This window comes from Actinoallomurus acanthiterrae (assembly GCF_054775715.1).
This window is the reverse complement of record NZ_BAAHCO010000001.1, coordinates 8,014,645-8,037,114: the sequence shown is the minus strand read 5'-3', so window position 1 is coordinate 8,037,114 and position 22,470 is coordinate 8,014,645. Positions and strand designations below refer to the sequence as shown.

At 70.3% G+C, this 22,470-nt stretch carries 19 protein-coding genes and 1 pseudogene; 9 read left to right on the top strand and 11 right to left on the bottom strand.

The features are described from left to right. Positions 1-3 precede the first annotated feature (3 nt). The 3 genes from ACYVF7_RS37915 to ACYVF7_RS37905 all read left to right on the top strand — a co-directional run bounded on the left by ACYVF7_RS37915 (position 4) and on the right by ACYVF7_RS37905 (position 2,585). Entirely contained in the window at positions 4-1,176 is a 1,173-nt protein-coding gene (locus ACYVF7_RS37915; protein ID WP_460350219.1) for a helix-turn-helix transcriptional regulator, read from the top strand. 348 nt (positions 1,177-1,524) lie between these two features. Continuing rightward, positions 1,525-1,875 carry a hypothetical protein gene (locus tag ACYVF7_RS37910; RefSeq protein WP_460350217.1) on the top strand — a complete coding sequence of 117 codons (351 nt, stop codon included), beginning with the start codon at positions 1,525-1,527 and terminating at the stop codon, positions 1,873-1,875. A gap of 350 nt (positions 1,876-2,225) precedes the next feature. Then, positions 2,226-2,585 (top strand): DUF5335 family protein, encoded by a 360-nt coding sequence (locus ACYVF7_RS37905; RefSeq protein ID WP_460350215.1) that lies wholly within the window; start codon positions 2,226-2,228, stop codon positions 2,583-2,585. A 152-nt stretch (positions 2,586-2,737) separates the two neighbouring features. On the opposite strand, the gene ACYVF7_RS37900 is transcribed toward ACYVF7_RS37905, so the two are convergent. The 8 genes and pseudogenes from ACYVF7_RS37900 to ACYVF7_RS37865 all read right to left on the bottom strand — a co-directional run bounded on the left by ACYVF7_RS37900 (position 2,738) and on the right by ACYVF7_RS37865 (position 11,752). Continuing rightward, a complete protein-coding gene (locus ACYVF7_RS37900) occupies positions 2,738-4,327 on the bottom strand; it encodes an FAD-dependent oxidoreductase (protein ID WP_460350213.1) in 1,590 nt (529 codons plus the stop codon). After that, positions 4,311-4,736 carry a thioredoxin gene (gene trxA / locus ACYVF7_RS37895; RefSeq protein WP_460350211.1) on the bottom strand — a complete coding sequence of 142 codons (426 nt, stop codon included), beginning with the start codon at positions 4,734-4,736 and terminating at the stop codon, positions 4,311-4,313. The genes ACYVF7_RS37900 and trxA overlap by 17 nt, the downstream gene beginning before the upstream one ends. Before the next feature lie 9 nt (positions 4,737-4,745). Further along, positions 4,746-7,332 (bottom strand): annotated as a pseudogene (gene clpB, locus ACYVF7_RS37890) (ATP-dependent chaperone ClpB). Continuing rightward, positions 7,323-7,652 (bottom strand): chaperone modulator CbpM, encoded by a 330-nt coding sequence (locus tag ACYVF7_RS37885; protein WP_460350209.1) that lies wholly within the window; start codon positions 7,650-7,652, stop codon positions 7,323-7,325. Before ACYVF7_RS37885 ends, clpB begins: the two are co-directional and overlap by 10 nt. Further along, a complete protein-coding gene (locus ACYVF7_RS37880) occupies positions 7,652-8,632 on the bottom strand; it encodes a DnaJ C-terminal domain-containing protein (RefSeq protein WP_460350207.1) in 981 nt (326 codons plus the stop codon). Before ACYVF7_RS37880 ends, ACYVF7_RS37885 begins: the two co-directional genes overlap by 1 nt. Beyond that, on the bottom strand, positions 8,616-9,113 hold the full coding sequence (locus ACYVF7_RS37875; RefSeq protein ID WP_460350205.1) for a nucleotide exchange factor GrpE: 498 nt from the start codon (positions 9,111-9,113) through the stop codon (positions 8,616-8,618). The genes ACYVF7_RS37880 and ACYVF7_RS37875 overlap by 17 nt, the downstream gene beginning before the upstream one ends. Beyond that, positions 9,106-11,010, bottom strand: a complete 1,905-nt coding sequence (dnaK, locus tag ACYVF7_RS37870; RefSeq protein ID WP_460350203.1) for a molecular chaperone DnaK — start codon at positions 11,008-11,010, stop codon at positions 9,106-9,108. Before dnaK ends, ACYVF7_RS37875 begins: the two co-directional genes overlap by 8 nt. A 292-nt stretch (positions 11,011-11,302) precedes the next feature. Then, the gene (locus ACYVF7_RS37865; RefSeq protein ID WP_460350201.1) at positions 11,303-11,752 is read right to left on the bottom strand and encodes a DUF1931 family protein; all 450 of its coding nucleotides are present in this window, start codon (positions 11,750-11,752) and stop codon (positions 11,303-11,305) included. A 1,010-nt stretch (positions 11,753-12,762) separates the two neighbouring features. Here ACYVF7_RS37865 and ACYVF7_RS37860 point away from each other — a divergent pair. From ACYVF7_RS37860 to ACYVF7_RS37850, 3 genes are read left to right on the top strand one after another with little or no spacing between them, the layout of a single operon-like run. Continuing rightward, positions 12,763-13,362, top strand: coding sequence for a glucose-6-phosphate dehydrogenase assembly protein OpcA (locus ACYVF7_RS37860; protein WP_460350199.1), 600 nt, complete (start codon positions 12,763-12,765; stop codon positions 13,360-13,362). After that, on the top strand, positions 13,260-13,538 hold the full coding sequence (locus tag ACYVF7_RS37855) for an OpcA/G6PD domain-containing protein (RefSeq protein WP_460350197.1): 279 nt from the start codon (positions 13,260-13,262) through the stop codon (positions 13,536-13,538). The genes ACYVF7_RS37860 and ACYVF7_RS37855 overlap by 103 nt, the downstream gene beginning before the upstream one ends. Positions 13,539-13,550: 12 nt before the next feature. Beyond that, positions 13,551-13,898 (top strand): hypothetical protein, encoded by a 348-nt coding sequence (locus ACYVF7_RS37850; protein WP_460350195.1) that lies wholly within the window; start codon positions 13,551-13,553, stop codon positions 13,896-13,898. A gap of 91 nt (positions 13,899-13,989) precedes the next feature. Here the strand turns inward: ACYVF7_RS37850 and ACYVF7_RS37845 are convergent, their stop codons facing one another. Both ACYVF7_RS37845 and ACYVF7_RS37840 read right to left on the bottom strand, forming a co-directional pair. Further along, positions 13,990-15,570, bottom strand: coding sequence for a Na+/H+ antiporter (locus tag ACYVF7_RS37845; RefSeq protein ID WP_460350193.1), 1,581 nt, complete (start codon positions 15,568-15,570; stop codon positions 13,990-13,992). A gap of 230 nt (positions 15,571-15,800) precedes the next feature. After that, complete coding sequence (locus tag ACYVF7_RS37840) at positions 15,801-15,989, bottom strand: hypothetical protein (RefSeq protein WP_460350192.1); 189 nt, start codon at positions 15,987-15,989, stop codon at positions 15,801-15,803. A gap of 541 nt (positions 15,990-16,530) precedes the next feature. Here ACYVF7_RS37840 and ACYVF7_RS37835 point away from each other — a divergent pair. After that, entirely contained in the window at positions 16,531-18,666 is a 2,136-nt protein-coding gene (locus tag ACYVF7_RS37835) for an FUSC family protein (RefSeq protein ID WP_460350190.1), read from the top strand. Between the two features lie 567 nt (positions 18,667-19,233). Continuing rightward, positions 19,234-19,677, top strand: coding sequence for a DUF805 domain-containing protein (locus ACYVF7_RS37830; RefSeq protein WP_460350188.1), 444 nt, complete (start codon positions 19,234-19,236; stop codon positions 19,675-19,677). Positions 19,678-20,240: 563 nt separating this feature from the next. Here the strand turns inward: ACYVF7_RS37830 and ACYVF7_RS37825 are convergent. Continuing rightward, complete coding sequence (locus tag ACYVF7_RS37825) at positions 20,241-21,149, bottom strand: ankyrin repeat domain-containing protein (RefSeq protein WP_460358340.1); 909 nt, start codon at positions 21,147-21,149, stop codon at positions 20,241-20,243. A gap of 395 nt (positions 21,150-21,544) precedes the next feature. On the opposite strand from ACYVF7_RS37825, the gene ACYVF7_RS37820 reads away from it, so the two are divergent. Further along, the gene (locus ACYVF7_RS37820) at positions 21,545-22,231 is read left to right on the top strand and encodes a DUF899 domain-containing protein (protein ID WP_460350186.1); all 687 of its coding nucleotides are present in this window, start codon (positions 21,545-21,547) and stop codon (positions 22,229-22,231) included. Positions 22,232-22,470 lie beyond the last annotated feature (239 nt).

The following is a 22,470-nucleotide window of genomic DNA, read 5'->3' as shown; positions in this document are numbered from 1 at the left end:
GCGATGCTCCTGACTGACGTCCGACGGCTGGACGAGGCACGTTCGGTGATGGCGAGCGCGGGCGACGACACCAAGGTGCGCGGACGTCTCGTGTGGGCGGCAGCGCCCGCCGTGCTCCGCGCCCGCCTGCATCTGGCCGCGGGCCGCTTCGACGACGCGATCGCCGAGGCCGAGGCGGGCCTGGCGGCCACCAGCGGGCTGGGCCCGCACGTGCTGATGTCGTCCGCGCTGGCGGTGCTCGCCGTCGCCGCGCTGCGGTCCGGGGACCCGAACGCCGCACAGCGGTACGTCGACCGGGCACGGCCTGGGCTGTCGCAGTACGGTTCGCCGCACGCGGAGGCCCGCTTCGCGCTCGTGAGGAGCCAGATCGCGATGGCCCGCGATGGTGCCGGTGCCGTGGCGACGGCGTTCGCGGAGCTGTGCGAGCAGGTGCCGGAGCACTCCTGGGCGCTGGTCAGCGACCCCACTGCGGCGGCCTGGCTGGTACGTACCGCACTCGCCCTGGACGATCGCGCGCGAGCCGAGACCGTGGTCGGCGCCGCGGAACGGCTCGCCCACAACAACCCGGGCTTTCCCACCATCGCGGCGGCCGCCGAACACGCTCGCGGCCTGCTCGACGGGGACGCGTGCGCGCTGGACCGCGCGTCCGTGGACCACGCCGACCGGTGGGCACGCGCGTCCGCGGCGGAGGACCTCGGCGCACTGGCTGCGAGCCGGGGCACCGGGTCACGGCAGTCGGCCATCGCCGGCCTGGACCAGGCGCTGGCCGGCTACGACGGCATCGGCGCGACCTGGGACGCCGCCCGGGTGCGCCGCCGGCTTCGTCGGCTGGGCGTGCGGCGCCGCCACTGGACACAGGGCGACCGTCCCGTCTCGGGCTGGGGCAGTCTCACCGACACCGAGCGCCGGATCTCCGAGCTGGTCGCCCAGGGACTGACCAACCGGCAGGTGGCCGACCAGCTGTTCATCAGCGTGCACACGACCGCCTTCCACCTCCGTCACATCTTTCGCAAGCTCCAAATCGGCTCACGCTTCGAGCTGGCCCGGCGGGTCATGGAGGAGAACCGGCAACGGACGCCGCCCGACGCACGTCTCGGCGCGGCGACACCGGTCAGCGCACCTCCCTGGCCAAGTCAGGGTCGTCCCGATCGAGCCGGCGGTCCACGGCCCGCATGATCTCCGCGCCGGCCGGGGCCCACGCGGCGTAGGGCGGTGCCCGATGGCGACCGGCCGGACCAGGGAGGAAGGACCAGTGTCGGCAGGAGTACGGCCGGGTATCGGGCAAAGTGACGCCCCGTCGGCGACCGTACGGCCTTGGCTGGTCGCGGTGACCGTTGATCTACGGAGACAGTGGACGCCGATATGGGCGCCACTCATGAGAAAAATGCCCAAAGGCAAACGGTCCGCAGGTAAGCGCTGACGACATCACAGCCCGCTGCGCAGCTGCCCGGGGTGACCCCGGGCGGTGCCCGGCACGCCCGCCCCGGGCGACCCGAGCAACTGGCCGCGGATCGAGGGGGAGCCATGGCAGTGAAGCTGAGTGAGCGGTCCTTCGAGTACGCGAAGAAACTGATCGACGAGGGGAGAGCCGTCGTCGACCAGATGGGCGAATGGAGCGAACACCAGCCGTCCACACAGCAGGAGAACGAGTTCATCGAGAAGTTCGGATTCGACGACTACGGCAGGTGGTACCTCGGCATCGACGACGACTACTCCAAGGACGAGAAGTCCAGGTACAAGTTCCCCTACGGGGACTTCGAGAGGGTCCACAGGTGCGGTGTGATCGCCGCGGAGGTGCGGGCGGCGCAGCGGAAGTACGACGACATCGAGGTCGCCGCGGCCCACCTGCACGGCATGCTCGACAAGCTGAAGTAACGCCCCGAGGTCTATCGCTGCGCGTTCCGGGCGACCGCCGCGAAGCCTTCCACCTGCGGCACGTCTTCCGCAAGCTCGAGGTGACCTCGCGGGTGGAGCTGACCCGGCTCGTCATGAAGGCGAGCAAGTGATCAGGACGGGGCCGCCGCGAGTGGCCGGCAGCCTAGCCGATCAGGGGATGTCGCCCGAAGCCCCGGTGCATAGCGTCAACGGTAGGGAAACCGTTGAGGACCACACGAGCGCCTCGACGCACCATTCGCCGAGGAGGCGCGGCGCGTACTGGCCGCGGCCCTGGTGGCTCCGGCCGACAGCGCGAGCCGGCCGGTGTGACCCTTCGGGAGGAGATCGAGATGAGCCAGACCACAACGGTCGACCGCGGCAAGTGGGCGGAGTTCTTCGACACGCTTAGCGCGGATCACGCCGGTCACAGCGCCGCCGTCGAACTGCTCGGCGCCGACTTCGGCGACCAGTTCGAGGCCGAGCGCCTGCCGTTCGCGTACGCCTCCTACGATCCCCGTGACGATGTGGTCGTCATCGCGCTCGGGGGGAACTCGGCGCGATTCCCGGTTCTGCTCCGCCATATGATCGACCATCCCACGGAGATCGACTTCACGGTCCCAGCCTCGGCCGAGACCGACGTCCGGATCGTCGACGGGGACGGGACCGCGACCCTGCTGCTCCTGCGACCGGAACCCGCCCTGCCTCCCTGAGCCCGCCGGCGGACGCCGTGCGGCGGCCGTCCGGGGCCCCAGGCCCCGCCGGACCGTGGAGACCTCGGGCTCCGGGCAGTCGCGTCGACGGGCCTGAGCCTCGTCCGATCCACGGAGGCGCCCGCGGTCCGGACGTCGCCGTACCGTCCAAATCATCCGCTGAGACGCTCGTAAAGCAGCCGGACGGCCATCGCGCCTTCGCCCACGGCAGACGCAACCCGCTTGATGGACCCGCTCCTGACGTCGCCGACCGCGAACACGCCCGGCAGGCTGGTCTCCAGGGGAAGCGCGTCGTCGCCGGTGTGGATGAAGCCTTTCTCGTCCAGCTTCACCTGGCCGGCCAGCCAGCCGACACAGGGGTCGGCGCCGATGAAGATGAACAGGTTCCGGGCTTCGTGGACGCGCCGTTCGCCGGTGCGGTGGTCCTCGACGACGACCGCCTCCAGCGTCTCGTCGCCGACCAGCTCGCGCACCTCGGTGCGCAGGTGGACCTCGATGCCCGGGGAGCGCTCGATCTGGTCGATCAGGTAGCGGGACATGTTCTCGCCCAGGTCACCGCCCCGGACGAAAAGCCTGACCCGGTCCGCGCGCTTGGCGAGATAAAGGGCGGCCTGGCCGGCCGAGTTGCCGCCGCCGACGACCGCGACGGGCACGTGGACGCACTGCAACGCCTCGACCTCGGTGGCGGCGTAGTAGACGCCGCAGCCCTCGAACCGTTCGAGGCCAGGGACGTCGAGCCGCCGGTAGCGGGCACCGGTGGCGAGCACCACCGTACGGGCACCGATCCGACCGCCGTCGCCGAGGGCGACGCCGTAGCCGCCGTTCTCGACCTCCAACGCTGTGGCCTCCGCGGGGACGCCGAGCTGCGCGCCGAACTTCTCGGCCTGGATGACCGCGCGCTCGGCGAGTTCGGCGCCGGAGACTCCAGAGGGGAACCCCAGGTAGTTCTCGATGCAGGAGGACGTGCCGGCCTGGCCGCCGGTGGCGACCGCGTCGACGACGACCGTGCTCAGACCCTCGGACGCGCCGTAGACGGCGGCGGCCAGCCCGGCCGGCCCAGCACCGACGATCACGAGGTCGGCGACGTCGCCGTGGGCGGCCGGTGTCGGCAGGCCGATCGCGCGGGCCAGCTCGGCGTTGCTCGGGTTGCGCAGGATCCGGTCGCCGTTGAGGATCACCAACGGTGTGTCCTCGGGCCGGACGCACAGCCGCCGCAGCGCCTGCTCGGCCTGCGTGTCCCGTTCCAGGTCGATCCACCGGTGCGGGAGCCGGTTGCGCGCTGCGAAGTCCCGCAGCCGCCGGATATCGGGGGAGAACCGGGAGCCGATGATCCGCAGCCCGGCGCCGAGCTCGATCAGCAGCGAACGCCGGATGAAGTAGGCGCGCAGGACGAGGTCCCCGAGCGCGAGGTCCCGGGCGATCAGCAGGTGCAGGCGCTCCGCCGGGATCCGCAGGACCGCTCCCGGCTCGTCGACCACGGCTCCGACCAGCGCCGCCTGCCCGGTGAGCAGGCCCAGCTCGCCGAGGAAGCGGCCCGGGCCGTGCACCCGGATCACCTTGTCGGCGTCGACCATCGCGACCGAGCCCTCCAGGACCACGAAGAAGTCGTAGTCCGGCTCGCCCTGCCGGAACAGGACCTCGCCCTGTCGGGTCGGGAGGCGCTCGCCGTACGCGGACAGGTCCTCGATCTGCTCGGGTTCCAGCCGCGGCCACGCGCCGTGCAGGTCAGGTGTCTCTTGCAAGGTTCTTCTCCACCCATGCGCGTAGCGCCGGAGTCGGCGCGGCGCCGGCCTGCCGATCGATCACCTTGCCGTCCCGCATGAGGAGCAAGGTCGGCACGGCCTGGACGGCGAAGCGTTCCTGGATCTTCGGCGCACGGTCGATGTCGACCTTCACGAGCTTGATCCGGCCGGCCATCTCGCGGCCGAGCTGTTCGAGCGCCGGGCTGACCATGCGGCACGGGCCGCACCAGGTCGCCCAGAGATCGACCACCACCGGGACGGATGCGCGTTCGGCGACCTCGGTGAAGTCGTCGTCACCGGCATCGGCGATCCAGGGGAGCGGCCGGTGGCAGTTCCCGCAGCGAGGGGTGCCGTCGGCCGCCGTCGGCACCCGGTTCTTCCTGCCGCAGTTCGTGCATTGGACGGTCATTCGGTCCCCTCAGGGGTTCTCGTAGGAGACCGTGAGCTCGCCGTCGTCGAGCTCCACGCGGATCACGGCGCCGTCGAGGATCTCTCCGGACAGCAGCGCGCGCCCGATGCGGGTCTCGACCTCACGGGCGATGAACCGGCGCAGCGGACGGGCGCCGTACACAGGATCGAAGCCCTGCCGTGCGATGAAGGCGTCCGCCTCGGGCGTCACCTCCAGGGTCATCCGGCGATCCGCGAGGCGGGCCCGCAGATCGTTGAACATCAGCTCGACGATTCGCTCGATCTCCTGCTGCGTCAGCGGTCTGAACAACACGGTGTCGTCGACCCGGTTGAGGAACTCGGGCCGGAAGTGCGAGCGAAGCGCGTCCATGACGGCATCGCGCGCGTCCGGCTTGAGCTCGCCGTCCGAGGTGACCCCGACCAGCAGATAGTCCGAGCCGATGTTGGACGTCATGATCAGCACGGTGTTGCGGAAGTCCACAGTGCGGCCCTGGGCGTCGGTCAACCGGCCATCGTCGAGGACCTGCAGCAGCGTGTTGAAGACGTCGGTGTGCGCCTTCTCGATCTCGTCCAGCAGCACGACGGAGTACGGCTTACGCCGCACCGCCTCGGTGAGCTGGCCGCCCTCCTCGTACCCGATGTATCCGGGCGGGGCGCCGACCAGGCGGCTGACGGTGTGCCGCTCCTGGTACTCGCTCATGTCCAGCCGGATCATGTTCTCCTCGGTGTCGAACAGCGCCGCGGCGAGCGTCTTGGCCAGTTCGGTCTTCCCCACGCCGGTGGGGCCGAGGAAGATGAACGAGCCGATCGGGCGGCGGGGGTCCTTGATCCCGGCCCGGGCCCGGATGATCGCGTCGGCGACGAGCCGCACCGCCTCGTCCTGGCCGACGACGCGTTCGTGCAGCACCTCGTCGAGCCGGAGCAGCTTCTCCCGCTCGCCCTCCTCGAGACGGCTCACCGGGATCCCGGTCCAGCGGGACACGATCTCGGCGATCTCCGCCTCGGCCACGACCTCGCGCAGCAGCCGCCGCCCGCCCTGCTTCTCGGACAGCCGCTCCTCCTCGGCCTCCAGCCTGCGCTGCAGCTCCGGCAGCAGGCCGTGGCGCAACTCGGCGGCCCGGTTCAGGTCGTAGTTCCGTTCGGCCTGGTCGGCCTCACGGCGGACACGTTCGATCTCCTGGCGCAGGTCCTGCACCTTGCGCAGCGCCTGCCGCTCGGCCTCCCACTGGGCCCGCATCGCGTCGGCCTCGGCCCGCAGGTCGGCCAGCTCCTTGCGCAGGTCCTCCAGGCGCGCCCCGCTGGCCGGGTCGTCCTCCTTCGACAGCGCGGCCTCCTCGATCTCCAGGCGCATCACCCGCCGGGTGAGCTCGTCCAGCTCGGCCGGGCATCGAGTCGATCTCCGTACGCAGTTTCGCGCACGCCTCGTCGACCAGGTCGATGGCCTTGTCCGGCAGGAACCGGTCGGAGATGTAGCGATGGCTGAGCGTCACCGCCGCGACGATCGCGGAATCCTGGATCTTCACGCCGTGGAAGACCTCCAGGCGTTCACGCAGGCCACGGAGGATGGAGATGGCGTCCTCGACCGACGGCTCGTCGATCATCACCGGCTGGAACCGGCGTTCGAGCGCGGCGTCCTTCTCGATGTGCTTGCGGTACTCCTGCAGCGTGGTGGCGCCGATCATGTGCAGCTCGCCGCGGGCCAGCATCGGCTTGAGCATGTTGCCCGCGTCCATCGCGCCCTCGGCCGCGCCGGCACCGACGACGGTGTGCAACTCGTCGACGAACAGCAGGATCCGGCCCTCGGCGGCCTTGACCTCGTTCAGCACCGCCTTGAGGCGTTCCTCGAATTCGCCGCGGTACTTCGCGCCCGCCACCAGCGAGCCCATGTCGAGAGCCCAGACGGTCTTGTCCCGCAGCCCTTCCGGCACGTCGCCCTGGTCGATGCGCTGGGCGAGGCCTTCCACGATCGCGGTCTTGCCGACGCCCGGGTCGCCGACGAGCACCGGGTTGTTCTTGGTCTTGCGGGACAGGATCTGGATGACGCGGCGGATCTCGGTGTCCCGGCCGATGACCGGGTCGAGTTTCCCGGTCCGTGCCTCGGTGACCAGGTCCCGGCCGTACTTCTCCAGGGCCTCGTAGGCGGCCTCCGGCATCGACGAGGTCACCCGCTGGTTGCCGCGGACCTTCGTCAGTTCCTCGAGGAACCGGTTCCGCGTGACCCCCTGGATCAGCCCGTCCTCGATGAGGGCCAGCACGAGGTGCTCGACCGAGACGTACTCGTCCTTCAGCCGTTTCGCCTCGCGCTCGGCCGTGTCGAACAGCCGGGAGAGCCGCTGGGTCACGTACACCTGACCGGGCGCCGCGCCCGGACCGGTGACCCGCGGGCGCCGTTCGAGCCGCGACTCGGTGTCCGCGCGCAGCAGGTCGGTGTTCGCGCCCGCCCCCGCCAGCAGCCGGGGGGCCAGGCCCTCCGGCTGGTCGAGTAGGGCGAGCAGGAGGTGCTCGGCGTCGACCTCGGTGTGTCCGAAGCGCAGGGCCTTGGTCTGCGCGTCGTGCAGGGCTTCCTGGGACTTCTCGGTCAGTCGGTTCAGGTCCATGATCGGTCTCCGGGACGTGGACGGACGCGTCTTTGTGCGGCCTCGAGAGCGGCGATGCGGTCGAGCAGGTCGCACACGAGGCCGAGCGCGGCGTAGTTCAACGAGAAGCCGGCGCGGAGCCGCTGCACGCGGGCGAGGACCGCGAACTGGTCGCGGGCGAGCCACAGCGCTCCGGAGGCGTCCCGCTCGGCGTCGAGGATGCCCAGGACGACCAGGCGGCGGACCAGTTCCGGATGGACCCGGGCGGCCCGCGCGAACGTCTCCAGGTCGAACCGGACGGGTGGTACGGGCCGTGCCGGCCGGACGAGCGCGTATCTCATCACCGCCCCCTCGGGTCGAAGGACGACGTGGTGGCCAGCTCTTGGAAGAGGCGTTTCTCCTCCGGACTCAGCCGGTGCGGCACCTGGATCTGGACCTCGGCGAACAGGTCGCCGGGCCTGCCGCGCGGATTGGGCAGGCCGCGGCCGCGCAGCCGCAGCCGCCGCCCGCAGGACGTGCCCGCCGGCACCTTCACCTTCGCCTCGCCGGCCGGAGTGTCGACCGGGGCGGTGGTCCCGAGCGCGGCCTCCCACGGCGTCAGCGGAAGCCGTACGGTGACGTCGCGGCCGTCGACGCGATACCGCTCATGCGGCCGGAGCCGGACGACCAGGTACAGGTGGCCCCGCTGCCCGCCGTCCGAGCCGTGGCCGCCCTGCCCGGCGAGCCGGATGCGCTGGCCGTCGGTGACCCCGGCGGGGATGTCGACGTCGATGGTCCGCGGGCCGTCGGGCCCGGAGATCGTGATCCTGTGGTGCCCGCCGTGGTACGCCTCTTCCACGGTGAGCTCCAGCTCGGCCTCCTGGTCGGCGCCCGGGATCGGCCCCCGGCCGAAACCGGCGCCGCCACGGCGGCGACCCCGCTCGGATCGGCGGCCGAAGATGCCGCCGAGCAGGTCCTCGATATCGATCTCCTCGGCGCCGGCCCCGCCGAACCCCCCGAAACCGGTGTCGCCGAATCCTCCGGCCCCGGCACCCGCACGCGTCCGCCCCCCGGCGCGGGCGCGGGCCCACGTCTGCGGGTCGACGTCCGGCGGCACGCGCCGGAAGTCCTCGCCGAAGGCGTCGTAGCGCTTGCGCTGCTCCCGGTCGGACAGCACGGCGTACGCCTCGGACGCCTCCTTGAAGCGCTCCTCCGCGTCCGGGTCCTTGTTGACGTCGGGGTGGTATTTACGGGCCAGCTTGCGGTACGCGCGCTGGATCTCATCCTGGCCGGCCTTTCTCGGCACCCCGAGGACCTCGTAGAAGTCACGAGCCGGGGCCATCGGCCTGTGTTCCCTTTGACACCACGACCTGCGCCGGGCGCAACTGGCCGTCCCCGGAGCCGTACCCGGGGCGGGTCACCTGGACGACCGTCCCCTCGGGCACCTCCGCGTCGGGAACGGTGGCCACCGCCTCGTGCCGGGTCGGGTCGAACGGTCGCCCCACGTCGTCCTGCCGCGGGAAGCCGAGCCGGGTGAGCAGCTCCAGCGCTTGGTCACGTACGGCCCGCACTCCCTCGAGGAGGACCGCGCAGTCGGCACCGCCGTGCTCGATCGCCCGTTCGAGGTTGTCCACGAAGGGGAGCCACTCCGCGACGGTGCGGGCCCGTTCGGCGAAGCGCTGCCGCTCGGCGTCGCGGGCTGCCCGCTTGCGGTGGTTGTCGAGGTCGGCCAGGGCACGCTTCCAGCGGTCCTCCAGTTCCGCGATCTTCGTCGCCGAACCGGTCTCGTCCTCTCTCGGCTCTTCCGGCCGCATGTCACTCATCGGTCGTGAACTCCGCGTCGATCACGTCCTCGTCGCCCCCGGCGCCGGGTCCACCTTCGGGTCCAGGTCCGCCGGATCCGCCGGGCCCGGACGGGCCCGCCCCGGCGGTCGCCGCGGTCAGGCCGTAGAAGACCTGCTGCAGCTCGGCGGCCAGGTTCCGGAGCCGCTCGACCGGCGCTTCCTCCTTGATCGCCTGGCGGGCGTCGCCGACGAGCATCTCGGCGCGCGCCTTCTCGTGCGCCGGCACGCCCTCCCCGAGTTCCTGCAACCGCTTTTCGACCTGATAGGCGATGGAGTCGAGCTGGTTGCGGGCGTCGATCACCTCGCGCAGGCGCTCGTCCTCGGAGCGGTGCTGCTCGGCGTCCTTGATCATCCGCTCGATCTCGGACTGGTCGAGGTTGCTGGTCTCGCTGATCGTGACCTTCTGCTCGGCACCGGTGTCCTTGTCCCGCGCGGAGACGTGGAGGATGCCGTTCGCGTCGATGTCGAAGGTCACCTCGATCTGCGGCACGCCACGCGGGGCGGGGCGGATGTTCTCCAGCCGGAACCGCGCGAGGACCCGGTTGTCGGCGGCCCGCTCGCGTTCGCCCTGCAGGACGACGACGTCCACCGCGGTCTGGTTGTCCTCGGCGGTGCTGAAGACCTCCGTCCGGCGGGCCGGGATCGTCGTGTTCCGCTCGATGATCTTGGTCATGACGCCGCCGAGCGTCTCCAGGCCGAGCGAGAGCGGGGTGACGTCGAGCAGGACGACGTCCTCGACCTCGCCCTTGATGACGCCGGCCTGCGCCGCCGCGCCCAGCGCGACGACCTCGTCCGGGTTGACCGTCATGTTCGGATCCTTGCCGGCGGTCAGCCGGCGCACGAGGGCCTGGACGGCCGGGATGCGCGTCGACCCGCCGACGAGGATCACCTCGTCGACGTCATTCGCGGTGACCTTCGCGTCGGCCATCGCCGTCTCCACCGGATCGGTGCAGCGCTCGATCAGGTCCCCGGTGATCTGCTCGAACGTCGAGCGCATCAGCGTCGTGTTCAGGTGCTTGGGCCCGGTCGCGTCCGCGGTGATGAACGGCAGGCTGATCGTCGTCTGGGTCACCGAGGACAGCTCGACCTTCGCCTTCTCCGCCGCCTCGAACATGCGCTGCAGCGCCTGGGGGTCCTGGCGCAGGTCGATGCCGTTGTCGCGCTGGAACTCGTCGGCGATGTGGTCGACGATCCGGCGGTCGAAGTCGTCCCCGCCGAGATGCCCGTCCCCGGCGGTCGCGAGGACCTCAACGACGCCCTCGCCGATGCTGAGCAGGCTCACGTCGAACGTGCCGCCACCGAGGTCGAAGATGAGCACCGTCTCGTTCGCGCCCTTGTCCAGGCCGTAGGCGAGCGCTGCCGCGGTGGGCTCGTTGATGATCCGCAGGACCTCCAAGCCGGCGATCTTCCCGGCGTCCCGCGTGGCCTGCCGTTGAGCGTCGTTGAAGTAGGCGGGGACCGTGATGACGGCTTCCGTCACCCGCTCCCCGAGGAACTTGCCGGCGTCGTCGGCGAGCTTGCGCAGCACCAGCGCGGAGATCTCCTCCGGCGCGTGCTGTTTGCCCCTGACGTTGAAACGGACCGCCCCATCCGGGCCGGCCACCACATCGAACGAGACCGCGTTGATCTCGCTCTTCACCTCGTCGTACCGCCGGCCGATGAAGCGTTTGGCCGAGTAGATGGTGCCCTTGGGGTTCAGGATCGCCTGCCGGCGGGCGAGCTGCCCGACGAGGCGCTCGCCCTGCTCGGTGAAGGCCACCACGGACGGCGTCGTGCGCGATCCCTCGCTGTTGGGGATCACGGTCGGGTGGCCGTCCTCGGTGGTAGCGATCACGGAGTTCGTGGTTCCGAGATCGATTCCGACTGCCTTGGCCATGCTCTCCTCCTGGCCGGTCCGGCGGAGCCCCGGCTTTCGACGGAGAACAACATGATCGGCTTGGACGCTCGGAGCTCCTGCGTCAAGATGGCGCTACACCATCCAACGCTCGCCCATCGCGTGGCCGGTCGCATCCTCAGGCTTGGTAGACATGGCGGTCCGCGTCTCGGCGGTGGCGCATGGTCTCCCGGGCCGTGCCGGGGGGCGGGGATCGCCGGACGAACTCCGCCTCGGGCGGGTGCTCGCTTGACATCCCCCGATCGTGTAGTGCGTCGGGTGGTGTCGTGGTGGCCTACAGCAGCAGGTCGAACACGCGGGCGACGCGTTCCCACTGCTCGGTGTGCGGGTTCTTCAGCTTCGGATCGATCAGCTTGAACGCGCGGGCGAGCGCGACGGTCAGCCCTCCGGCGATCTCCGGCAGGCCGGCCTCGGTCTCGTCCGCGACCACCAGCTCGAACGGCGGATGCTTGGCGAGCCGCTCGAGGAGCGACTCGAGCTCGATCTCCTCGTCGAGCTTGCGGAACTCGTGGATGCTCTCCTGCAAGCCCTTGGTCACGGGTAGATCGTGTGGCTGGATGATGTCGCGGGCGTTGGCCTTGGCGTGTGCCTGGCCGATGAGGAGCAGGTCGTAGATCTTGCCGTCGACGAAGTCGTCGTAGCGCTTGAGGTCGTCCTTGTCGACGTCCAGGCTCGCGGCGGCGCGGAAGAGGCGCTGAAACCTCGGTATGCCGGTCGGGGGCATGGGTACCACCTCCTGCCACCCAGCCTTGTCTCAGGACGGGCTCGTGGCATCCCACGACCGGACGGGGTATAAGCCACGCCGGCGGCACGGTCCGGGGCGCAGCGGTCCTCGGCGCGCTTCCGCCGCCCGACGGCGGGGTCAGCGCGCGTAGTACTCGACGACGAGCTGCTCGTCGCAGATGACCGGAATCTCCTCGGGCCGGCGGTCGTACGAGGTTTGCACGCAGATCCGGCAGCTCGACCCGCAGGTACGACGGGTGCGCCGCGGTGTGGGCGCCCGTCGCCGCGATCACGAACGGCGTCTTGGCCTTGCTACGCTCCGCGACCTCGACGACCTGGCCGGGGCGGAGCCGGTAGGCGGGCTTGTCGACCTTGCGGCCGTCGACGCGGATATGACCGTGGGTGACGGCCTGGCGCGCCTGATAGATCGTTTCTCGGTGTCGTGACGTCCTTCCGGCGCGAGCAGGGACGTGTCGGGCGGCCCGGTGCGTTCTCGGCCGTGGTGCGAACGCACCGGGCCATTGCGGCGTCGGCGGACGCCGGACGCCAGGGGACCTGCCGGGGAGGGGGAACCGGGGAATTGGCCGACAGGTCCCCAGCCATGCCGCCGTGCGGGTACCGGGCAGGCCGCAGCACGCGTGCCCCGCCGATGACCGAAGACGCCTGCGAAACGGCCTGCGACGGGACGGAGCCCCTGTCCTGACCGGGTGCTGGAGCGCCCAGAGCGGCGGGCGCCACCGTTCGATGGCACGGCGGAATCCGTGCGGAGAGCCGGGGGGTCGGGGGACGACCGCTCGTCCCGGCTAGGTTTGATACAACGAGCTAGGACATCGGGCTGTTCCCGGGCCAGAGATGCGCCGTGGTGAGATGGGAACTGTCCGGTGTCACGGCGCGAGCCGGGGCCGTAGGGAACCGTCGATCTGGTTGTCTACCCCGCAGGGCGGCGTCCTGTGGCCGCGAGTTTCCACGCGGAGGTTTCCGCGCGAAGGTCGAAAATGATCATCGATCTGGTTGACACGACGACCCGCAGCATCGAGCGAGCACGCGCTGACCGCGGCGCGGATGTGCGGTCCGGCCGTAGGCAAGGTGCTCACCCTGATGATCGTCACGACCGAGGCCGGCCAGTACGACGCGCTGCGGGCATCGGCCGAGGCGTCGAGGGAACACCCCAGCCGGATCATCGTGGTCATCCCGCGCGGCAGGTACGTGGCGACCCGGATGGACGCGGAGATCCACGTGGGCGATCCCGGGCCGGGCGAGACCTTGCTGTTGCGGTTGTACGGCCTGCTGGTGCGGCACGCCGAATCGGTGGTGCTGCCCCTGCTGGTGCTCGGCACTCCGTTCGTCACCTGGTGGCCCGGGTTCGCTCCGGAGCGGCTCGTCACCGACGCCGCTGGGAACGCCGATCCTTTCGGCGCCCTCGAGCGGCTGGGCGAGGGATACATACCTGCCTGGGACACCGACCTGTCCTGGACGCGTCTCACCCCGTGGCGTTCGCTGCTGGGCGCGTGGCCGGCCGGACGCCTCGGCGTGTCGTGCGAGCTGTCGTTCTCGCGTGGGCCCGGATCACCACTGTCCGGCTGTCCACGGAGTCCGGCGCGATCGCGGTGACGCGCCCGGATGGGAGGGGGGCGACCTTGTCCGGCGAGCCCGACCGGCAGGTGGTGCTGCGTCGGCGCGGTGAGGCCGAACTGATCGCCGAGGAACTGCGGCGCCTCGAACCGGATGATGTCTACCGCGAGGCCGTCAGGGGTGACCGCAGAGCGTCGTCGTCCGCGATCCCCTGAGCATGATCTGAGATGAACCCGGAGGTTGCGATGACCATGCTGGTCGACGTCGCGGTCGAGCGCTACAGGTTCGTGTGCGGGCGCTGCGGCCGTGACTGGACCGCCGACGACGACGTGCAGTACGTGAGCGATGACGTCGGCGCGGTGTTCGCGTTCTACCGGCTGGACGGCGTGCCGGTGCAGCCGCCCACCGGAGGCGAGGTCACCTGCCCGAACTGCGGCGCCATGGGGGTCGCCGTGATCCCCGAGGGGCATCGCGACAGCCCGCCCGCGCGGCTGGACAGCGACGAGCCCGCCTTCGCGTCACCACCACCGACGAACAGCGCCGCGCGTCCGACCCCCACCTGTCGGCCGTCGTGAGCCGGACATAGGGGAGGGGCCTGGCCCGGTGCCGGGGCGGCCTGGTCGCGGCGGGGTGGCCGCGGTCGGCGGCCCGGGCGTGCCCCGCCGATCATTCGACGTCGCGGATGTCGCGGACGTCGGGATCGTCGAGGTCGAGCCAGCGGTCCACGGCCCGCATGACCTCCGCGCTGATCCTGCCCTTGTGGTACAGCCGCCGGAGTCTCTCGCGTTGCGTCCGCACCAGTTCGCGGCGCAGGCCGACGGCGTCGGTGACCTCCTCTTCCTCCTCGTCGAGCTCGGCCCGGATCCGGTCGATCCGGTCCTCATAGATCTGGCGATAGGCCCGGGCGGTGCGCTCGTCCACCGCGCCGGCTTCGATGAGCTCGTCGAGCCGCGCCAGCGCGGTCTCCAGCATCTCCCGGCGGGCATCGCGCGTCTGGATCCGGACGCGGTCCGACTCGGCGAGGCCGAGCCGGCGCAGCAGAGCCGGCAACGTCACGGACTGTCCGATCAGGGTGATGAACACGATCGCGGCAGCCACGGAGATCTGCTCGCTGCGGATCTCCGGCGGCAGATCGCGCGCGGCCGTCGGCAGGGACAGCACGATCGCCAGGGTGGTGGCGCCGCGCATGCCGCTCCACCCGATGACGAGCCGCTCGCGCCACGGCAGGTGGTCGAAGGCGAAGTGCCGCCCCGGCAGGTACCGCGAGAGCGGGAACACGAGCAGCGTCCACACCAGCCGCAGGACCACGACGACGGCCGCGACGACCATCGTGCCGATGACGGTCCGTGACCAGGGCAGGCCGGCCAGCTCACGGAACAGCGCACGGGTCTGCAGGCCCAGCAGTACGAACAGGGCCGACTCCAGCATGAACACCAGCACTCGCCAGAACACCTGTCCGGTCAGCCGGGACGCGGGCTGCAGCATGCCCTCGCCGCGGGTGCCGAGGTAGAAGCCCGCGGCGACGGTGGCGAGGACCCCGGACAGGCCAAGCCGGTCGGCCGGGACGAACGCAAGGTACGGCGTCAGCAATGACATGATGATCTGGCTGCCGGCATCGCGGATCCGGCGGCGGACACGGGCGCTGACGAGGCCCACCACGAGGCCGTACGCGATGCCGCCGACGACCACCTCGGCCAGACGGACGGCACCGTGGCCGAAGGAGAACGGCCCCCTCAGCGCTTCGACGGCGAGCCCGAACGCGGTCAGCGCGACGCCATCGTTGATGAGGCTCTCACCCTCGACGATGGTCACGATTCGGATCGGCGTGGCCAGCCGTTTCATGATCGAGGTCGCCGCGACCGGGTCGGTCGGAGCGACGGCGGCGCCGAGGGCGATGGCCGCCGCCCAGCCCATCGCGGGCATCGTCCACCACGCCGCCGACCCGGCGGCGACGGTGGTCACCAGCGTCAGCCCGACGGCGAGCGTGATGATCGGCACCGCGTCCGCCTTCGCCTCCCTCGGCGCGGTGAAGAACGCCGCATGGTAGACGAGCGGGGGCAGGAAGCCGAGCAGCACGAGCTGCGCCGGGAGCCGGGTCTCGGGCATGCCGGGCAGGAAGCCGACCGCAGCGCCGAGGATCACCAGCAGGATGGCCTCGGGGATCCCCGCCCGGGCGGACAGCGTGCGGGAGAGCAGCACCACCACCGCGACGGCAAGGCCGACGATGAACAGGGACGCGGGGCTCATGGTCGCGGTCCTTCCCCGGAGAGCGGTCGTTCGAGCCTTGGCGGCGGGCGGCGGGCGACGGGCGGCGGCGCGCAGATCCGGGCATCGCGTCGTGACCGCGGGGAACGCGGTTCGCGCCAACGGCCCGATCGTCGTGCGGCGCGAGGAATGAGCCAGGGCATGTGCGAGCCCGATCAGGCGTAGGGATGTGGTGCGCCTTTCTCGGCGGCGCCGAACGTCCACCCCCACGTTCATGAGCACGCCCCGCCGGCCCGCCACGCCAGCGCGTCCGAGGCCGGCGCCGCGGAGATCAGGCGGGCGGTGCCGCCGACCGGCCGCGGCCGCCTGACCTGCGTGCCGAGATAGGTCCGAACGGCGGGCGCGTAGCGCCCCGTCAACGCCACCTGGGAGACCACGTCGTCGGCGACGGCCTCGGCCAATTCCTCTGCCCGGCCAGGTCGTCGGCGATCGGCCTGGTCAGCGCCGGTACGGTCGCGATGGCCTGCCCAAGCGGCCCGAAGGGACGTTCGTTATATCCGAGTGCCACCTTGGACCAGCACAGCACGGCTCCCTTTGCTGGAGATCCCCTTCGCCCTGGACCCCTTCTGATCGGGTCCCACCTCTTGTGGCGTCCCGCCCAGGCCGAGCCATGAACTCCATGCTTAGCCGTACTTGGCTCTGCGCTGCAGAGACGCACGCCGACACGAGGTGTTGCCGGTTCGGGTCCGGCGCGAGGAGCGCTTCGATGAAGCCGGTGATGTACGCGGGCCCGGCTTGAACGTAAGGGCTGATGTGACCGGCCCTCAGCCGGCCGAGCATTTCGGTCGGCTAGGGGCCTAATAGCCGCTTCATTCCCCGGCCCCCGGCCCCCGGGCCCAGTGCCTTAGCCGACCGTAGCTCCGTGCATCGCGGTGGGTAGTCGTGAACGACGTGGGGTAAGGAGGCGGAGACCGCCGCCACGTCGCCAGGGGGGAGCAGGCCGTGCGGTCATCGCTGTTGTGGCTGCGCCGGGCGTTCGCCACGTTCGAGGGCGGCGCGGCGCCGGTCTACGGGCTGGTGACCGCGGCCGGCGTGTGTGTCCCGCTGGTGGCGGGCCTGATCACCGGGCACGTCGCCGAGAGCCAGCTCGTCGCCCTGGGGGCCTTCTACGTCGGAGTCATCGCGCCGCAAGGGCCCCAGGGCGCCCGTGCCCGCTCGATGATCATCAGGGTCGCCGTCGTGACACTGTCCTCCTGGCTCGGCGGCCTGGTCAGCGGCCATGACTGGCTGATGGTGGTGGTCACATCCGCGGTCGCAGCGCTCGGCGCGGCGATTCCCGAGCTGGGACCGATGGCGGCGCTGTGCACGCTGGTCGCGGCGCTGCGACCGGCGACCAGCCCGGTGCTGTACAACGGACTGCTGGAGACGCTGGGCGGTGTGTGGATCTGTGTGCTGCTGCTGGCGCCGTGGGTCGCACAGAGGCTCCGCCCGGTGCGCGCTGGTATCGCCGCCGCCGCAGGTTCGGTCGCCGACATGCTCGATGAGCTGGCGGGCCATGACCTGGACCCGGGCGAATGGTCTCGCCGGCGCGCCACGGCGCGTTCGGACCTTCACTCCGCCCGGATCGCCTACGGCCTTTACCGCTCGGGCGGCTTCGAGGAACAGCGGCGACCGGCTCGGATCATTGCGGCGATCGACCAGGTGATGGACGAGGCAGCCGTCCTGGGCACGCTGCGCCTGGAAAGCCGACCGTATCCAACGGAGTGGCACTCCGAATTCGGGGCAGCTCTCACCGCCGTCGCCGTCCGGCTGCGCACGCTCGGCATGGCGATCGAGACGGATACGGACGTGCCGCCCGACACTGTGGCGGCGGGCTCGGTCCCGATGGGCCGTTTGGGCGAACACGACAGCCTGGGCATCGCCGGGCGGGCCGGCCTGCCCACCGTCGCGCTGCGCCTCCACGCCGACTGGATCATCGGCCGGATGAACGCGTCGGCCGACACGGTGTGCCGGGTCCTAGCGCAAGAGCGGCGCATCGCCGGGCGACGACTGCCCGGGATCCGTGCCTGGTGGGCCCGGTGCGTCGAAGCGGTCAGGACCCGGTCACCCCGGTTCCGGCATGCCGCACGCGTGGGTACGGCGCTGGCGCTGACCATGATCCTGGCCGTCGAACTGCACCTGTCTCACCCGCACTGGCTGATTCTCACCGTGCTGTTCAGCCTGCGCGACTCGTACACCGACACGGTGCGGATGGTCCTGCAGCAGGCCGTCGGAACCACGGTCGGCGCCGCGGCCGCCGCCGTTGCCCTGGCGCTCGCGCCTGGGCGGATCACCCTCCTCGCTCTGATCTTCATCAGCGGCGCGCTGGGGTTCACGCTCAAACCGGTGAACACGGGCTATTGGATCACGCTCGGCACGCCGATGACCATGCTCCTCATCGACTTCACCGCGCCGCTGAACTGGCGGGCCGGGATCCTGCGCATCGTCCTCAGTCTCGTGGGCGCCCTGCTCGCGCTGCTCTTCGCACAGCTGCTGTTCCCGGCCGGGATCCAGCGGCGGATAGCCGAGCGGTTGGCCCGGCTGTTGCACACCCATGCCGTTCTCGCGCGTGCGGTCGCCGAACCGTCCAGGGGCCGCGAGGCCCGGATCCGCGGCGCGGACCGGAAAGCGGCGTCGGTCGCCGCGACGCTCGAAGCGGCCGGCACCAGGCTCAGGCGGAAGGCTGCGTCGCCCGACGAACAGATCGCGCGCATTGGTGAGACGGGCAGAGCCGCGCGGCGGCTACGAGATCGCCTGACGTCACCGGCGTCCTTCGCCGCCGTCCCGGTCGGTCCCATCGCTACGGCCGCGCGCAAAGTCGCCGACCATCTTGACCAGGGCGCCGACGAGGTCCTCGCCTTTCCCGGCCCGGGTTCGGCAACGCCACAGGCCGAGGTCGGCATCCGCGATCAACGCTCGCCGGAGCCGCCCGGCCGGCGCCGGGCCGGACTCGTCGGCCACATCGCCCCCGATGCACCTTCGGCGGAGCCGGCGGGTGCTGCGGACACTCGCGACATGGTGTGCGGGCTGATCGCTGACGCCGAGCGGCTCAGGGAACTCAGCCGCGCGACGGTGACCGGCCGGCCCGCCGGACGGTGACCGCGCGACGCATGGGTGGCTTCGGCCGCGTCGATGGCAGTACGCGAGGAGCAGGGAGGCGGAGAACCAGGGAACTGGGTGCCGCCCGGAGGAGCAGCCGACCATCATGCTGAGCCACCCGCTGAGCCTGGAAGACGAGCGGTTGCTGCGGGAGGTAGGCCGGCACTGGGCATCGGTGCTCGCCGGACGGCGCGCTGCCGGTCGATCCGGCGCTCGGCTACTTCCGCGATGAGCCGGTTCCAACGAGATTGGACGCTTTGCTCCAATTCAGATGTTCCGTGCGGAAGCACCGAACGAACTCGTGACGACTGAGACGGGAATCATGCCTGATTCCGGTCTCGGATTGGCGCTCGTAAGAGCAAAAAGGCTGGTGCGACGCCCTCAAGTACGAGCGGATGGGGCACCGGATGCCCGGCGTCGTCGGCGTCTACAGCCACGTCACCGATCGTGCACCCGATCAGAAAGCTCTCCACAGCGCGGGCACACCCCAGCTGCTGCCCGTACCCGGGCGCGCAACGTGACTAGACCAGCCACCCGCTCCACCGTCTCCACCACGATCCCGGCCAGATGCGGGAGAACACCGTCGAAAGATCCAGAAACGCACTCCGAACACGATCAACTACCAGATGCTTCCACGTCACAAGATCAGCGACAGAGCCTCTTGCCGTACTCAGGAATTATGCAGGTTTCGACGGGCGAGCACGCCGTACGGAATACTGGATGTTCGTCCTCTTCAACGTCATCATCACCGTGGTGCTTGATTTGATCGGTATGGCGGTGAGGCTGGTCGGTATCCTCGGCTTCGTTTACGGACTCGCGGTGCTTATCCCGTCGCTCGCGGTGGGCGTCCGTCGGCTGCACGACACCGGGCGGAGCGGATGGTGGTTGCTGATCGGCCTCATCCCCATCATCGGGACCATCATCCTCATCGTCTTCATGGCCACCCCCGGCGACCGCGGAGACAACGCCTACGGTCCAGACCCGAAGCTTGAGCCGCAGCCGACGGCCTGATTCGTGCGCGCCATGAAACCGGCGGGTGCGGGTCGACATCCTAGGCGTAGCTCGACAGATTCGGTCCGCACATCCGCACGGTTATCGAGGTATAGCCGCATGGCGATCAGAGTCGGCGGCCGAGTTGCCGCTGGGTGTCTTCCGCCGCTTCCTCGATGGTTTCCGCTACCGCTGACCTGAACGCTCGTCACCCTCGCGCGTAACTACACGCCACGACAACCGAGGCAGCGGCGCCATGGCCACGATCGGGAATCTCGCCGACCGCTGCTCGAACTGGCTCTGCACATGGGAACGGGCACCACCTGTCGTTCACATCCGAACCACGAGGTGGTGTCGATGCAAGATCAATGTGGGCGAGTTCGGGCACCATCGGCGCCGGGCCGAACGAGCCAGCGGACCTGATGCCCGGTCGCTGAGCCTGATGCGGACACTGGAGCAGCAGCGCTCTGGGCTACGCGCAGTCGACGGCTCGGTCCGGGTGGGAAGTGATCAGTCCGTGTCGCTGGTGACAGCGGTTCCGGCGAGTTCAACCCGGTCGGCACCGACCGCTTGAACGCGATCGTTCAGTTCCACCAGTCGCGCTCGGGCAGCCTCAGCCAGGTATCGGGTGGGCCCTCGACCGCGCGGGTATCAGGAAGACGCAGGCCCGCGTAGGCGCAGCAGTAGGCGACGGCGTTGCCTCGCGTCAGATAGTCGACAAGGATCTCGCGGGACGTCGCGTCGGGGTGCGGGTCGCCGGCGGGGTGCAGGTCCCCGCCCTCGCAGGAGCCGTCGCGGAAGATGTCTCCTTGGTCTCCGCTCTTGGGGTTGACGTACAGCCCATAGGCGAAGGTGCCGACTGACAGTGCGGCCATGACACCGGTCATCCTCGGCGCGTACCCCCAGGGTTGGGTGATGACACAGCCGCCCAGCACATCGGTGGCGCCGACGACCTCCAACTCCTCATCGGGGCCCGGCCACGGAGGCTCCTCGAAGGGGCCCGTCTCGGTGACCGGCAACGGCGTGGCGCCGAGCCGCCGTCCGGCCTCGGCCGCGCTGATGCCCGCGACACACGCCAAGCCCAGGCCGTCGATGTAGAAGCCGTCGAAGATCTCGGCCAACCGTGGGGCTGTGGCGGCCAGAGCAGCCTCGTCGTCCGAAAGCGCGACCTCGTCTGCGGGAACGGGGAACAGATCCGGGGTAGGACCCGCGAGGCTCAGCCGTCCGGGCGACCAGCCCGCCATCATCGGCCGCCATGGATCCGCACCCGCTGCGGCCAGGACGCGCGCGTTGTCCGGGCGGCCGTGGTAGACGGCCGCCCACAGCGCGCTATGCCCCTGGTCCTCGGCGTCGATGTCGGCCACGCGCCCGGCCAGTTCCGCGACCACCTCCGGGGAACCCCTCTCGGCCGCGACGTGCAGCACCCTGCGGTGACCCCACGCCCGACCGTCGGGGTCGGCCCCGGAGTCCAGCAGCGCCCGGAGCCTGGCCAGGTCGTCCCAGCCGTCGTGGAAGATGCCTGGCTAGGCGAATTCGTCGAAGACCATAACACTCCTTCAAACGAAGAGAGGGAACAAGTCGATCATGACCTACACCGCGGGCGCAGCCCGATCAGCCAACCGGGGCGACCAGCTGTGACGCATGCCCGACAGGGTGGTGCCCGAACTCATCGACACGGCCTCACGGCCGGACCGGGCGGTGTCGGACGTCATGGATAAGTGGTGTCCGCTCTGGGCGACAAAGCCACCGAGCCGGTGTTCGAGCATGGATGATTGTCGATCGGCATCCGTGCACGACTTCGGTCCAGCCACCGATGAGTTCATCGACCGGCCGGCGTCTATATCTGCAGACCGCATGCTGGGGACACGAACACACCTCGGAGGAAGTCATGACCAACAAGGCGCTACCGCCCGTCGTCGACGCCGATACCTGGCAGCGCTGGCTCGACGCACTGCGCGCCCGGGAGAAGGCCGCGACCCGGGAACTCGACGCGATCGCCGCGCAGCGCCGCCGTCTGCCGATGGTCGAGATGCCCGACTACACCCTGGAGGGTGAGGAGGGGCCGGCCCGGCTCGCGGACGTCTTCAACGGTAGAACGCAGCTGATCGTCTACAACCACATGTGGTTTCCCGGCGAGCAGTGGCAGTGTCCGGGCTGCACCGGGTTCACCTCACAATTCACCCGGTTGGAGTTCCTGGACAACTACGACGCCCGGTTCGTCATCGTCACCCAGGGCCCTATCGACGAAGCGCTCGCGTACAAGCGGCGGGTCGGGAACAAGATGACCTGGTACTCCACGGCGAACAGTCCCTTCGGCACCGACGTCGGCGCACCGCCCGGCGGCGGATTCGCCGTCAACGTATTCCTCCGCGACGGCGACACCGTCTATCGCACCTGGCACACCAACGGCCGCGGCACCGAACAGCTCACTCACACCTTCGCGTTGATCGATCTGCTGCCGTACGGACGGCAGGAGGAATGGCAGGACTCACCCGAAGACTGGCCGCAGTCGCCGACCTACACCCGATGGCCCGGCTCAAAGGACATCGCCGGCCTCTATGGCCCGGACGCGTAAGGAGCCCATCTTCCGTACAAGACCCTGGCGTTGGCCAGCACCGACCGCCACAGCACCCATTAGCGCAGGCGGCCACGTGACAAGGCGGCGGGCGAACACCCGCTCATGCCGCGATGGCGGCGCACCTATGTGCCCGCTGGCCCGTCCGGCCCGTCGCGTTCGCCGTTGCCCGGACGGGCCTGCAGGCCGGGAGCCACTGATCTGCCGAATAGCGCGCGGAGCTGGGCAGGCGGTGCTCT

Bases quoted from the DNA above. Each gene is read 5' to 3' on its own strand.
- ACYVF7_RS37915 (WP_460350219.1), top strand. From the start codon at position 4: ATGCTCCTGACTGACGTCCGACGGCTGGACGAGGCACGTTCGGTGATG.
- ACYVF7_RS37845 (WP_460350193.1), bottom strand. From the start codon at position 15,570: ATGAGCCCCGCGTCCCTGTTCATCGTCGGCCTTGCCGTCGCGGTGGTG.
- ACYVF7_RS37885 (WP_460350209.1), bottom strand. From the start codon at position 7,652: ATGAGATACGCGCTCGTCCGGCCGGCACGGCCCGTACCACCCGTCCGG.
- ACYVF7_RS37820 (WP_460350186.1), top strand. From the start codon at position 21,545: ATGACCAACAAGGCGCTACCGCCCGTCGTCGACGCCGATACCTGGCAG.
- ACYVF7_RS37910 (WP_460350217.1), top strand. From the start codon at position 1,525: ATGGCAGTGAAGCTGAGTGAGCGGTCCTTCGAGTACGCGAAGAAACTG.
- ACYVF7_RS37880 (WP_460350207.1), bottom strand. From the start codon at position 8,632: ATGGCCCCGGCTCGTGACTTCTACGAGGTCCTCGGGGTGCCGAGAAAG.
- ACYVF7_RS37865 (WP_460350201.1), bottom strand. From the start codon at position 11,752: ATGCCCCCGACCGGCATACCGAGGTTTCAGCGCCTCTTCCGCGCCGCC.
- dnaK (WP_460350203.1), bottom strand. From the start codon at position 11,010: ATGGCCAAGGCAGTCGGAATCGATCTCGGAACCACGAACTCCGTGATC.
- ACYVF7_RS37875 (WP_460350205.1), bottom strand. From the start codon at position 9,113: ATGAGTGACATGCGGCCGGAAGAGCCGAGAGAGGACGAGACCGGTTCG.
- ACYVF7_RS37850 (WP_460350195.1), top strand. From the start codon at position 13,551: ATGAACCCGGAGGTTGCGATGACCATGCTGGTCGACGTCGCGGTCGAG.
- ACYVF7_RS37830 (WP_460350188.1), top strand. From the start codon at position 19,234: ATGCGGGAGAACACCGTCGAAAGATCCAGAAACGCACTCCGAACACGA.
- ACYVF7_RS37905 (WP_460350215.1), top strand. From the start codon at position 2,226: ATGAGCCAGACCACAACGGTCGACCGCGGCAAGTGGGCGGAGTTCTTC.
- trxA (WP_460350211.1), bottom strand. From the start codon at position 4,736: ATGACCGTCCAATGCACGAACTGCGGCAGGAAGAACCGGGTGCCGACG.